Here is a 13,070-nt window from a genome sequence, read left to right on the forward strand (position 1 = left end):
GGAGAGCTTGGCTCAGATTGGTTAACCACAAGTTACTGGTACGCGGGCCTTCCGCGAATCTACTCACGGTTGTCGGTAACGCTGGATCGCGGTAACTTTGAGGCCGCTTTCGCCATATTTCGTCACCGCGGCCCGCCAAAGCTCAAACTCCTCCTCGGACAGCGCGTAGCGTTCAAGCGCCTCGGTCAGCGGCAAGAGCCCACAGGTCACCGCCTGCACGACGCGGACCTTGCGGCTGGCCACCCAGCGGCGGGTATTTTCCGGCGGCAGGTCCGCCCGTGTCAGGATCGTGCCATCCGGCAGCGTAACGGCCCTTGGCCCGTCGATTTTCTTCAGGTACATGTCTCACCCCTTGGTCTTCACCCGGGGACAAACCTTGACGCGCAGCCTTAAGGACGGGTGAAACCGGACATTGTGAGTGTTTCGGATTTTCCTATATTCCTACCGATCCGAAGGAGAAAAAGATGGCGCTCGATCATGGCCAACTGAATTCGCTGGGCTTTTCCAAGGCCCCCGCCGACACGCGGGTCGTCGTCGCCATGTCGGGCGGCGTGGACAGTTCCGTGGTCGCCGCGATGCTGAAGGACGAAGGCTATGACGTCGTCGGCGTGACCTTGCAGCTTTACGATCACGGCGCGGCGCTGGCCAAGAAGGGCGCCTGCTGCGCCGGTCAGGACATCCACGACGCCCGCCGCGTGGCCGAGGCGATGGGGTTCCCGCATTATGTCCTTGATTACGAAAACATCTTCCGCGACGCGGTGATCGACGAATTTGCCGACGCCTATCTGGCGGGCGCGACGCCGGTCCCCTGCATCCGCTGCAATGAGAGGGTGAAGTTCAAGGACCTGCTGGCAACCGCCAGGGACCTTGACGCCGATTGCATGGCAACCGGGCATTACATCCAGCGCAAGCTGGGTGAGGCCGGGCCGGAACTGCATTCGGCCGCCGATCCGAACCGCGATCAGAGCTATTTCCTTTTCTCCACCACGCCGGAACAACTGGCCTTCCTGCGCTTCCCGCTGGGCCATCTGGCGTCGAAAACCGAAACGCGGGCGCTGGCGGCGAAATACGGGCTGTCGGTCGCCGACAAGCCCGACAGCCAGGACATCTGCTTTGTCCCGAACGGCAATTATGCCAGCGTGATCGAAAAGCTGCGCCCCGGCGCCGCCGATCCGGGGGAGATCGTGGATATGGAGGGCAATGTCCTTGGCACCCACCGGGGCGTGATCCATTACACCATCGGCCAGCGCCGCGGGCTTGGTATCGGCGGGCTGGAAGACCCGCTTTACGTCGTGCGGCTGGACCCCGATGCGCGCCGCGTCATCGTCGGCCCGAAAGAGGCGCTGTCGACCCGCATCGTTCCGGTGCGGGAGATCAACTGGCTGGGCGACGGGGCGTTCGACGCGCGCGCGGAATGGCCGGTCTCGGTCAAGGTCCGCTCAACCCGCCCGCCGCGCCCGGCGGTGATCCGGCCCTTGTCGCCGACAACGGCAGAGGTGGAGCTTCTGGACCCCGAGGAAGGCGTCAGCCCCGGACAGGCCTGCGTCTTCTACGAAACCGGCGGCAGCCGCATCCTTGGCGGCGGCTGGATCTGGCGCGGGTACTAAGGCGTTTCGGGTTTTCGTTGAGAAAGCAAGTATCAGAATTCGAACGAAATAAGTTCGAATTCTGAGTCAGTGTAAACCCGAAATGCTTTAAAGCCGCGCCAGCACTGACCGCGCCGCGCGCAGGCCCGGCGCCTCGCCGCCCGCGCCAAGGCGCTCCATCGTCAGGGCCATGGCGGCGAATTGCCGTTCGCGCGCGTCCTTGTCGTCGATCAGCGCCATCAGCGCATTGGCGATCGGTCCCGGCTGGCAGGCGGGGCCAAGATATTCCGGCACCGCGCGGGTGTCCGAGACGATATTGACCAGCGTTACCGTGTCGATCAGCGCCGCGCGTTTCATCATCCACCAGGTCAGGCGGTTGAAATCATGTGCGATCACCATCGGCACATGGTTCGCCGCAAGCTCAAGGCTGACGGTGCCGGAGGCGGCCAGCGCCAGATCGGCGGCGGCGAAGGCGGCGCGCTTGTCCTCGGCCGTCTCGACCACCAGCGGCGCGACCTTCCAGCGCGCGGCAAGGTCGCGGACAAGGCCCGCCACGCCCTTGACCGTCGGCAGGACGACGCGCAGGTCGGGTTCACGGTCGCGCAGCCGCGCGATCGCCTCTTCAAAGCGCGGGGCAAGGCGGCTGACCTCGCCCTTCCGCGAGCCGGGCAGGCAGAGGAGGACCGGCTGATCGGGGCTGATGGCGTGGGTGTCGCGAAAGGCCGCCGCCTCATCTGCCGTCCCGCGCCGTTCGGCCACGACCGGATGGCCGACGAAATCGCAGCTCATCCCGGCGGCTTCCATATAGGGCGGCTCGAACGGGAAGAGCGCAAGGACATGATCCACCACCCCGGCCATCTTCGCCGCGCGGCCCGGACGCCAGGCCCAGACGGTCGGCGCGACGTAATGGGTGACGAACTGCCCCGGATCGGCGGCGCGGACAAGGCGCGCGACGCGCAGGCAGAAATCGGGGCTGTCGATGGTGATCAGCGCGTCGGGCTTCAGCGCGGTGACGGCGGCGGCGGCCTCGGCGATGCGGCGCTTCAACTGGCGGTATTTCGGCAGGACCTCAATCAGCCCCATGACCGAAAGCTCCTCCATCGGGAACAGGCTTTGCAGCCCCTCGGCCTCCATCTTCGGGCCGCCGACACCGTGAAATTCCACCCCCGGCGCCAGTGTCCTCATCCCCGCCATCAACGCCGCCCCCAGAGCGTCGCCCGAGGCTTCACCGGCGATCAGGAAGATCTTCATGGCTCCCGCGCCCAAAGGAACAGCCCCGCCGCCGCCGCCGCTGCGACCATCGCGGGGCGGTCGAGAAGGATCACGCCGCCTGCCTCCCACGCGATCCCGGCAAGGCCCGCCTTGGCGGCGCGCTCCACCGTGCCGGGGCCAAGCGTCGGCAGGTCGATCCGGCGGTCCTGACCGGGTTTCGGCGCCTTGTAGAAGACGCCGCGCCCGGCCTTCGGATCGGGACGGAGCGCCCCGGCATGGGCGCCGGCAAAGTCCAGCATCGCATCGGTGCCGGGCAGCGTCTCGACCGCGAGGCAAAGCCCCTGCGCCACCACCGCCCCCTGCCCCAGATCGAGCGGACCAAGCGCCGCGACGATCTCTGCCGCGCGGGCGGCGTCGGAACGATCGGCGGCGGACGGATCACCGGTCAGCAGCCCCGCAGCGGGGACCAGATCGGGCGCCACGGCATCGGCGCCGGTCACCGTGAACCCCCAGTCCTCGAAAATCGCGATCACGGCGCGCAAGAGCGCGTCGTCGCCCGACTGAAGCGCGCCCAGAAGGCGCGGCACCAGCGTGGCGGTCCGCGCGTCGATCAGTTCCGCCTCGATCGGCGGGCGGCGCATGGACCCGGCGAAGACGACGCGTTCCACGCCCTGATCGGCCAGCGCGTCAAGGAAAGGCACCAGACGTTCCACCCGGAACCGGAGCGGATCGGCGAGGTCAGAGGGGAAACCCTCCATCTCGGCCACCACGAACGCCTCCCCCCGGTCGCGAAGCGCCGAGGCGAGCGCCACCGGCAGCGCGCCCTGCCCCGCGATGATCGCCGTCACGCTCATCGCGGCGTCAGGAAGGATCGGTCAGAGGGGCCAAGGATGAAGTCCAGCACTTCCTTCACCAGCGCGTTGTCGCTGCCCTTGGCGGCCTCGGCGCGGGCGGTGTCGCGGAACGTCCCCTGCGCCAGCGCGCCCAGAAGATCGCGCAGCGCCGCGATATCCGCCCGCCCCGCGCCGCGCCGTTTCAGCCCGACAAGGTTCAGCCCGTCCAGCGTCCCGCGCGGCCCCTGCACAAGGCCGTAAGGCACCACGTCGGCGGTCACCATGGTGACAGCCCCGATCATCGCCCCGCGCCCGATGCGGACGAACTGATGCACGCCGGAAAGGCCGCCGACGATCACCCCGTCTTCCAACACGCAATGCCCGGCAAGGGCCGCGTTGTTCACAAGGATCACATGGTCGCCCAACTGGCAGTCATGGGCGACATGGCTTCCGGCCATGAAAAGCCCGTCATTGCCCACCCGCGTGATGCCCCCGCCGCCCTCGGTGCCGGGGTTCATGGTGACGTTTTCGCGGATGCGGTTGCGCGCGCCGATGATCAGCCGCGTCTCCTCGCCCTTGAACTTCAGGTCCTGCGGGATCTCGCCCAGCGTGGTGAAGGGGAAGACGACCGTCTCTTCGCCGATCTCCGTCTGGCCGGTGATGACGACATGGGATTTCAGTTCAACCCCGCGCGCCAGCACGACCTTGGGGCCGACGACGCAGAACGGCCCGATCCGGCAATCCGGGCCGACGACCGCCCCCGGCTCGATCACCGCCGAGGGATGGATAGTCGCGCTGGGGTCCAGAGACATCGTCAGTCCCTGAGGTCCATCATCGCGGCGATGTCCGCCTCGCAGCAGATATCGTCACCGACCTTGGCGACACCGTGGAATTTCCAGATCTTGCCGCCGCCGCGCTTCACGGTCATGTGCAGTTCCAGCCTGTCGCCCGGCACCACCATGCGGCGGAACCGGCAGCCGTCGATGGTCAGGAAATAGGTCAGCAGATCGCGGCCCACCACGTCCATCGAAATGCCGACCAGCACCGCCGCCGCCTGCGCCATCGCCTCGACGACGAGGACACCGGGCATGATCGGCTTGGACGGGAAATGGCCCTGGAAATGCGGCTCGTTGAAGGTGACGTTCTTGATCCCGACACAGCCCTTGTCAGGGACGATGTCGATCACCTTGTCGATCAGCAGAAAGGGATAGCGATGCGGAATGATCCGCTGGATGAGGTCAAGATCGGCCTCGGTGATCGCGTCCACGCTCATGCGCGCTCCTTCCGGGATTGTTTTGGCGATAGCTAGCAACTCCCCCCCGGCGAGGCAAGCATGCCGTCGGTCTAGTTGCCACCCCCGGCGGCGTCGGGCGCGGGCGCAGGCTCTGGCGCGGCGGGCTTTGGCGCCGGGCGCACGGCCTCTGGCTCGGCCCCCGGTTCGGGGGCGGGATCGGGGGCGTCGGTGCCTGCGCCGACCTCATCGTTGATGGCGCGGATCATCTCATCCGTCACGTCGATGGCATCCGCCGAAACGAAGATCGCGCGGGAATCGAGGACCACGACCGCGCCGCGCCTGCGCAACACCTCGCCCATCACCGGCAGGGCGGCGGTGTAGAAGCTCTGCCGCTCGGCCTCCGCAATCCGGCCGATGGCGCGACCCTTGGCGTCCTGCACCCGGCGCAGTTCCACCACCCGCGCGTCGAAATCGTCGGCCTCCTTGCGGAAGGCTTCGGGGTCCATCGTCGGGCGGGCATCGGTCAGCGCGCGTTCCTCGGCCACCAGCTGCGCCTCAAGCGCGCGGTTCTCGGCCGCAAGGCGCGATGACACCTCGGCCAGATGCTCCGCCGCGCGCTTGCCCCAGTCAGAGGTCGCGTAAAGCCGGTCCTGATCTATGGTCAGGATCGCGCTTTGCGCCGCCGGGGGCGTTCCATCCTGCGCAAGAAGCGGCGAGGCCAGAAGCACCGCCGCCAGCCATGCGAACCGTAGCCGCATCAGAACTTCGTCGAGATCGTCAGATCGAAATTCTGGGTCTTGTCATAGCTTTGCTTGTCGAGCGCCTTGGAGAAGTTGAAGCGCAGGGGACCGATCGGCGTGGTCCAGAACAGTGAGAATCCGACAGAGGACCGCAGGTGCATCTTGTCGTCGATCGTCCCGGTCCCGGCGGTGTTGTCCAGCCCCCAGACCGAGCCGACATCGGCAAAAAGACCGCCCGTCAGCCCGTATTCTTCCGGCAGGCCCAGCGGGAATTCCGCCTCAAGCCGCGCGACGGCAAAGTAATTGCCGCCGACCGCGTCCTGGTTCACGGCCGTGACGTCGCGCGGACCGATGCCGTTCGGTTCGAACCCGCGGATCTTGCCGTTGCCGGTAAAGCGGTTGATGAGAAGGCTGTCACCGCCCGAAGTCACCAGCGCGCCGCCCTCGATCTCGGCCCGCAGCGTTACCTCCTCACGGAAGGCCTTGACCTGATAGGAGGCCAGCGCCGTCGTGGAAACCGAGGTGATGTCGCCGCCAAGCCCGGCAAAATCCTGACCGAAGCGGAACAGGAAGCCGCGATTGGGGTCAAGCCCGCCGATCCGCGTGTCATAGCTGTAGTTGTAGCCAATCGCGCTGGTCACCTGCGGGCCAAGCGCCTCTTCGGCTTGCAGCAACGCCGAGGAACTGGCGCTGACGTTGTAAAGCTTGTCGCTCGACCCGGTGTAATGCACGCCCAGCCGGCCATATTCGCTGATCGGGAATTCCAGCCCGATCTCGGTCCCGTAACGCTTGGTCGAGTAGTAGGAATTCTGGTTCTCGGACGTGTTGTACCAGACCTTCCAGCTGAACTTCAGGTCGCGGTCAAGGAAGGCCGGTTCGATGAAGGTGAACCCGCTCGACTTGTTATCGACCCCGCCGGACAGGTTGAAGCTGACATATTGCCCGCGACCGAGGAAGTTCGATTCGCTCAGCCCGATCAGAAGGCCGACGCCGTCCGACACGCTGTAGGTGGCGCCGAAGTTGAGCGAGCCGGTGGGCTTTTCATCGACGTTCACATCGACGATGACCTGATCGCTGGCCGACCCCTGACGCGCGTTCACATCGGCAGTGCCGAAGAAATCGAGCGCGCGGATGCGTTCGGCGGCCTGGCGGATCTCACGCGGGTTGAAGGGATCGCCCTCCACGGTACGGAACTGGCGCCGGATGACCTTGTCGAGCGTCGTGGCGTTACCCTCGATGTCGATCCGTTCGACGAACACGCGCGGCCCCTTGGTCAGCGCGAAGGTCACGTCAAGCGTCTGGGTTTCCGGGTTGCGGGTGATGCGCGGCTCGACCGCAAGGAAGTTCAGCCCCTGCTTCAGCGCGATGTTTTCCATCCGCGTGATCGTGGTGTCGATCGCGGTCGGCGAATAGGTCACGCCCGACCGGATGCGGATCGCCTTTTCATACTCGGCCGCATCGACGCCGTCATATTCGCTGACGACGCGGACCGAGTTGATCTTGTAGCTCAGCCCCTCGCGCACACTGTAGGTGAGGAAGAAACCTTCGCGGTCACGGGCATATTCCTGCGCGACGGAGAGGACCTGAAAGTCGATGAAGCCGCGTTCGCGGTAGAAATCCGTCAGAAGCTGCTTGTCGAATTCGATCCGGTCGGCGTTGTAGCTGTCGCGCTGGATGATCGCGCGCAGGAAACCGGCCTGCTTGCTGGCCAGGACCTGCCGCAAGCGGCGGTCGGAATAGCTGCGGTTGCCGGTGAAGGACAGACGCTCCACCTCGGTGATCTTGCCTTCGCGGATCTCGAAAACGACATCGACGCGGTTGTCGCCCCGGTCGATGACGCGCGGTTCGACCCGCGCCGCCTGACGGCCGGCATCGGCATAGGCCTTGGTGATGGCGGCGGCGTCTGCCTCGATCTGGGCGGTCGAATAGACGCGCCGGGCCTGCGATTTCACCACGGCGGCCAGCGCCTCGTCCTTCAGCCGGGCGTTGCCTTCGAAATCGACGACGTTGATCGTCGGATTTTCCACCACCTTGATGATGAGCGTGCCACCCGACGGTACCAGTTCGACGCTGGAAAAGAGACCCGAGTTGTTCAGCCGCTGATAGGCGTCGTTCAGACCGGCGCCCGAGATCGCGCTGCCCTTCGCCACCTTGGCGAAATTGGCGATGGTCGCCGGTTCGATGCGGTCGTTGCCCTCGACCACGATGTTGTTGAAAACGTAGCTCTGCGCCTGCGCCAGACCGCCCGAAAAGGCGACCGACGCGGCGATCAGACCAACCGCGCCCACACGACGCGCCCCAGCAAGGGAAAACCTGCTTCCGCCGTCCCGTTCCTGCGCCATAACTGCCCCTCACCGCCGCTGCTTTTAAATTTGCCTTGGCAATGTGAGTACCGATAAAGCCGGACCTTGTCAAAAGCCGCGACGCGGCCTTTTTAAGGGGCCGCGCCGTGTAAATTCAAACGTGATTGATTTGCTTCGGTTTCAGCGCATGAAGTCGTGCTGAGGGGCCTGAATCCGGGCGATTTCCGACCCGATCATCGCGCCGCCGACAAGGCCGACCACGATGGCGAGGGGAATCAGTATGCGGTCGGAGGCCAGCGCCAGCACCAGCGTCATCCCGCGATAGCCGTTCTGAATTGCCTGCATCGTCCGCGCCTCCCGAATCCGCCGGTCAACTCCGGCGTTCCGTTACGCTAGGGGGCGAATGTGGCGGCAATGGGGCGGTCGCGCGGGGTCTGGCTCTACGGCCCCGCGAGCGTTTCCCTATTGGCAAAAAAGATCGTTTGTCAGGCCGAAAAGCATCAATCCCAGAACCAATGCCAGCCCGATCCCCATCGCCGCATTCATCACCCGATCCGAGGGCGGGCGGCCAAAGGCCCATTCATAGGCGTGAAACACCAGATGCCCGCCGTCGAGAACCGGAATCGGGAAGAGGTTCACCAGCCCGATGGCGGTCGAAAGCCCCGCGATGAGGCCGATGAAGGCGACCAGCCCGGCCGTGGCGGCGGTCCCCGTCACCTTGGCCATGCCGATCGGCCCGTTGATGTTGCAGGTCGAAATACTGCCCGCGATCATGCTGCCGATGGCGGTGAAGGTGTTGTCGATCACCCCCCAGGTCGCCCTGACCCCGCCCGTCAGCGCCTCGACCGGCCCCGGCATCCGGGTCGTGGGGGTGAAGAAGGTGCCACCCGCGATACCGATCTGATAGCCGGTCTCGAACCCGCCGCCCTCGGCCTCGACCGGCCTTTCGCGCGGCGTCAGCGTGGTGTCGAAGGTCGCGCCATCGCGCCAGACGGTCAGGTCCACCGGCGCACCCTCGCTTTTCATCACCTCATCGCGCAGGTCGTCGAAACGGGCAAGCGCGCGGCCATTGGCGGCGGTGATGACGTCACCCTCCTTCAGCCCGGCATCCTCGGCCGCGCTCAGCGGAATGATGCTGCCGATCAGGGGCGGGATCAGCGTCGGGCCGGTCACGGTCAGCGTGCGCCCGTCGCGGCTGACCTCATATGGGATCTGGTCGGCCTCGGGCAACGTGTTGGCGACATCGCCCAACGCCTCGAAATCCGGGGTGGCGGTGCCGTTCACCGACAGGATCACATCGCCCGGCTGCAATTCGTTCACGACCGGCAGCGCGGGCAGTTTCGCGATGCTGGGCGGTTCGGTCACGATGCCGGTGGAAAAGCCAAGCCCCGCGAAGACGACGATGGAGAGAAGAAAGTTGAAGGCAGGCCCGGCAAAGACCGTCGCCGCCCGCGCCCAAAGCGGCGCGCCATGCAGGGTGTGGCGCTTTTCCTCGTCCGACAGATGCGACATCGTCTGTTCGTCGGCCCCGGCCGAACTGGCATTCGCGTCGCCCAGGAATTTCACATAGCCGCCGAAGGGAAGTGCCGCGAGTTGCCAGCGCGTTCCGCGCTTGTCCATCCGGCTCCAGACCTTCGGGCCAAAGCCGATGGAGAAGACTTCCGCCCGGATGCCCGACCAGCGGCCGACGATGTAATGGCCGAATTCGTGGACGAAGACGATGATCGACAGCGCGACGACGAAGGTCACGACGGTGTAAAGAAAGCTGCCGAAGCTGACGAGAAGGGCGGGAAATTCCACTGGCGGCGTCCTGTCCGTGTTCAGTTCATAAGGTCTGCGGCGGTGCGACGCGCCAGCCGGTCGGTGTCCAGAACCATATCGAGGCTACCGGGCGCTTTGCCAAGCCCCCCGTCCCCCGATAGCCGGTCCAGCACCCGTTCGACCAGCCCCGCCATCTCGGTAAAGCGCAGCCGCCCGGCGATAAAGGCGTCAAGGGCCGCCTCTTTCGCGGCGTTGAAGGCAGCCCCCGTCAGCCCGCCCGCCGCCATCACCTCGCGCGCCAGGCGCAGCGCGGGGTAGCGCGCCTCATCGGGGGCGCGGAAGGTCAGGGCGCCGATTTTCGCCAGGTCCAGCCGCGCCACGGGAAGATGGGCGCGTTCGGGCCAGTTCAGGGCATAGCCGATGGCATGGCGCATATCGGGCGCGCCGAGATGGGCGATCATGCCGCCGTCGCGAAAGCCGACAAGGGCGTGGATCAGGGATTCGGGGTGGATCACGACCTTGATCTGGTCCGGCGCGATACCGAAGAACTCTTTCGTCTCAATGACTTCCAGCGCCTTGTTGAACATGGACGCGCTGTCGATGGTGATCCTTTGTCCCATCGCCCAGTTGGGGTGCGAGGATGCCTGCTCTACCGTCGCGCCCGCCAGCCGATCGACCGGCCAGTCGCGGAACGCCCCGCCCGAGGCGGTGATGGTGATATGTTCCACCGCCGCCATATCCTCGCCCGTCAGGGACTGGAAAATGGCGGAATGTTCGCTGTCCACCGGCAGGATCGTCGCGCCGTGGCGTTTGGCCTCGGCCATCAGAAGCGGGCCTGCGGTCACAAGGCTTTCCTTGTTGGCCAGCGCCAAAGTCGCGCCATGGGAAAGCGCCCGGAACCCCGGCACAAGGCCCGCCGCGCCGACGATGCCGGACATGACCCAGTCCGCCGGACGGTCGGCGGCCTCGGCCACCGCCGCCTGACCGCCCGCAACCTCTATCCCCGTCCCGGCCAGCGCCGCGCGCAGGTCGGGCAGCAACGCCGCATCCGCGATCACGGCCAGTTCCGCCCGCAGGGCGCGCGCCTGTTCGGCCAGCCGTGCGACATTTCGCCCCGCCGTCAGGGCAACGGTGCGATAGCGCCCTGCCCCGCCCTGCCGCATCAGAAGATCGAAGGTGCTTTCGCCAATGGACCCGGTCGCGCCGAAAACGGAAATGCTGCGCATCGGATCAGAACCGGACCACCGGCACCGGCGTCAACAGCGCCACCAGCAGCATCAGAAGTGCCGCCCCCAGAAGCCCGTCGAAACGGTCCATCAACCCGCCATGGCCGGGGATCAGGTTGGAACTGTCCTTGACCCCGGCCCGCCGCTTGATCGCGCTTTCGGCGATGTCGCCAAGCTGCGAGGCGAAGGCGAGGACGGAGGAGATCCACAGAAGGTCGATCCCGGCGGTGGAGATCTTCAGGAACACCGCCCCGATCAGCGCCGCCGCGAGCCAGCCCGCGACGATCCCCGACCAGGTCTTCTTCGGGCTGACCGAGGGCCAGAACTTCGGCCCGCCAAAAATCCGCCCGGCGAAATAGCCCGCCACATCGGTCACCACGACCACAAGGACCAGCCAGAGCAGCCAGAGCATCCCATAGCCTTCGCGGAACGCGACCAGACCATAGCTCGCCCCCATGATCATCGCGCCGTAAAGCGGGATATAAAGTCGGCTTTGCCCGTCCCGCCGCAGCAGCACCGCCGCCAGCAGCAGAAGCGGCGGCACGGCAAGGCTCGCCATGAAGAACGGGTTGCGCCCCAGAAGCACCAGCGCCAGCACAAAGCCCGCCAGCACGCCAAGCCCCTTGGCCTCGAACGGCCGGATCGCGGGCGTCATCGACGCCAGTTCCCAGATCATCAGCCCGCCGCAGACGATGGCGAGCGCGGCGAACCAGTAGCCGCCCATCCAGATCAGGAACAACCCGCCCGCCGCCATCGCCGCGCCCGAGATCAGCCTCGGCGCGAGGTCATTCCATTTCGAAGGCGCGCTCATGCCGTCAGCGCGCCGCCATACCGGCGTTCACGGTCCGAGAAGCGATCCAGCACCTTGGCCAGTTCCTCGGGCGTGAAATCGGGCCAGAGCGTGTCGGTGAATTCATATTCCGCATAGGCCGACTGCCAGAGCAGATAGTTGGAAATCCGTGTCTCGCCGCTGGTGCGGATCACCAGATCGGGATCGGGAATGTCGAAGGTGTCGAGATAGTCGCCGACCGTGTCCTCGGTCACGTCCTCGGGCTTCAACCGGCCCTCGGCGACCGCGGTTGCGATGCGCTGCGCGGCGCGGGCCAGTTCGTCGCGCCCGCCATAGTTGATGGCGACGGTCAGGTGCAGGCGGTCATTGTCCTTCGTCCGCTCCTCGATCCCGGCCATCAGCTTTTGCAGCTTCTTGTCCAGACGCTCCCGTCCGCCGATGAAGCGCAGCCGCACGCCTTCGCGCGACAGCCGCTCTGCCTCGGACTGGATGTAGCGGGCGAAGATCGTCATCAGCCCGATGACCTCTTCGGTCGAGCGTTTCCAGTTCTCGGTCGAGAAGGCGTAAAGCGTCAGGTAGCGGATGCCAAGGCCCGGTGCCGCCTCGACGATCTTGCGCACGCCCTCGGCGCCGCGCCGGTGGCCGACCAGACGCGGCCAGCCACGGGCCGTGGCCCAGCGTCCGTTGCCATCCATGATGATCGCAACGTGGGACGGCATCGTGCCGGTAATGTCCTTCGCGGCCATTGGCCCTGCCCTTTCCGGCCGTGATCCCGCCCCCTGCAAGCCCTCAGACCTGCATGATCTCCGCCTGTTTCTCTTCCAACGCCTTGTCGACGGCGGCGATGGCCTTGTCGGTCAGACCCTGCACCTCATCGTGCCAGAATTTCTGATCGTCCTCGCTCATCCCGTCGGCCTTCGCCTTCTTGATCTGGTCCATTCCGTCACGGCGCACGTTGCGGACCGCCACGCGCGCGTGTTCGGCATATTGTGCCGCGACCTTGGTTAACTCACGACGCCGTTCTTCATTAAGTTCAGGAATGGGCAACATTATGATGGTGCCATTGGTCTGCGGATTGATGCCAAGCCCGCTTTCGCGGATCGCCTTTTCCACCTTGCCGACCAGACCCTTGTCCCAGACATTGACCGTGACCATGCGCGGTTCCGGCACGTTGATCGTACCGACCTGGTTGATCGGCGTCATGGAGCCATAGGCATCGACCATCACAGGCTCAACAATCGCGGCCGAGGCGCGCCCGGTCCTGAGGCTGGCGAATTCGTGCCGGAGCGACACCATCGCGCCATCCATGCGCCGGGACAGGTCATCCACGTCAATTTCGATCTCGTCGGACATCTTGAGGTTCCGTTTCTGCTCGTACAGTCGTG

14 protein-coding genes are annotated in these 13,070 nt (G+C 65.8%); 1 reads left to right on the plus strand and 13 read right to left on the minus strand.

Annotated elements, in window-relative coordinates:
• Nucleotides 1–63: 63 nt before the first annotated feature.
• Nucleotides 64–342: a CtrA inhibitor SciP gene (gene sciP, locus LX70_RS01695; RefSeq protein WP_105512799.1), complete on the minus strand. Its 279-nt coding sequence runs from the start codon at nt 340–342 to the stop codon at nt 64–66.
• Nucleotides 343–464: 122 nt separating this feature from the next.
• Between sciP and mnmA the strand changes: the two genes are divergently transcribed.
• Entirely contained in the window at nt 465–1,607 is a 1,143-nt protein-coding gene (mnmA, locus tag LX70_RS01700) for a tRNA 2-thiouridine(34) synthase MnmA (RefSeq protein ID WP_105512800.1), read from the plus strand.
• Between the two features lie 87 nt (nt 1,608–1,694).
• Here the strand turns inward: mnmA and lpxB are convergent, their stop codons facing one another.
• From lpxB to frr, 12 genes are all read right to left on the minus strand, one after another.
• Entirely contained in the window at nt 1,695–2,837 is a 1,143-nt protein-coding gene (lpxB, locus tag LX70_RS01705) for a lipid-A-disaccharide synthase (protein ID WP_105512801.1), read from the minus strand.
• Entirely contained in the window at nt 2,834–3,652 is an 819-nt protein-coding gene (locus LX70_RS01710) for an LpxI family protein (protein ID WP_105512802.1), read from the minus strand. Before LX70_RS01710 ends, lpxB begins: the two co-directional genes overlap by 4 nt.
• On the minus strand, nt 3,649–4,443 hold the full coding sequence (gene lpxA, locus LX70_RS01715) for an acyl-ACP--UDP-N-acetylglucosamine O-acyltransferase (RefSeq protein ID WP_105512803.1): 795 nt from the start codon (nt 4,441–4,443) through the stop codon (nt 3,649–3,651). Before lpxA ends, LX70_RS01710 begins: the two co-directional genes overlap by 4 nt.
• 2 nt (nt 4,444–4,445) lie before the next feature.
• Entirely contained in the window at nt 4,446–4,904 is a 459-nt protein-coding gene (fabZ, locus tag LX70_RS01720; RefSeq protein WP_105512804.1) for a 3-hydroxyacyl-ACP dehydratase FabZ, read from the minus strand.
• Nucleotides 4,905–4,975: 71 nt separating this feature from the next.
• Nucleotides 4,976–5,623 (minus strand): OmpH/Skp family outer membrane protein, encoded by a 648-nt coding sequence (locus LX70_RS01725; RefSeq protein ID WP_105512805.1) that lies wholly within the window; start codon nt 5,621–5,623, stop codon nt 4,976–4,978.
• Nucleotides 5,623–7,947, minus strand: a complete 2,325-nt coding sequence (gene bamA, locus LX70_RS01730; RefSeq protein ID WP_105512806.1) for an outer membrane protein assembly factor BamA — start codon at nt 7,945–7,947, stop codon at nt 5,623–5,625. The genes LX70_RS01725 and bamA overlap by 1 nt, the downstream gene beginning before the upstream one ends.
• A 141-nt stretch (nt 7,948–8,088) precedes the next feature.
• Entirely contained in the window at nt 8,089–8,253 is a 165-nt protein-coding gene (locus LX70_RS20595; protein ID WP_170076082.1) for a hypothetical protein, read from the minus strand.
• Nucleotides 8,254–8,370: 117 nt separating this feature from the next.
• Nucleotides 8,371–9,708, minus strand: coding sequence for an RIP metalloprotease RseP (gene rseP / locus LX70_RS01735; RefSeq protein ID WP_105512807.1), 1,338 nt, complete (start codon nt 9,706–9,708; stop codon nt 8,371–8,373).
• A gap of 20 nt (nt 9,709–9,728) precedes the next feature.
• Nucleotides 9,729–10,895, minus strand: a complete 1,167-nt coding sequence (gene dxr, locus LX70_RS01740) for a 1-deoxy-D-xylulose-5-phosphate reductoisomerase (RefSeq protein ID WP_105512808.1) — start codon at nt 10,893–10,895, stop codon at nt 9,729–9,731.
• Nucleotides 10,896–10,899: 4 nt separating this feature from the next.
• Entirely contained in the window at nt 10,900–11,706 is an 807-nt protein-coding gene (locus LX70_RS01745) for a phosphatidate cytidylyltransferase (RefSeq protein WP_105512809.1), read from the minus strand.
• The gene (locus LX70_RS01750) at nt 11,703–12,431 is read right to left on the minus strand and encodes an undecaprenyl pyrophosphate synthase (protein WP_105512810.1); all 729 of its coding nucleotides are present in this window, start codon (nt 12,429–12,431) and stop codon (nt 11,703–11,705) included. The genes LX70_RS01745 and LX70_RS01750 overlap by 4 nt, the downstream gene beginning before the upstream one ends.
• A gap of 43 nt (nt 12,432–12,474) precedes the next feature.
• Complete coding sequence (gene frr / locus LX70_RS01755) at nt 12,475–13,038, minus strand: ribosome recycling factor (protein ID WP_105512811.1); 564 nt, start codon at nt 13,036–13,038, stop codon at nt 12,475–12,477.
• Nucleotides 13,039–13,070: the final 32 nt, after the last annotated feature.

The organism is Albidovulum denitrificans (assembly GCF_002973535.1).
Taxonomy (GTDB): Bacteria; Pseudomonadota; Alphaproteobacteria; order Rhodobacterales; family Rhodobacteraceae; genus Albidovulum; species Albidovulum denitrificans.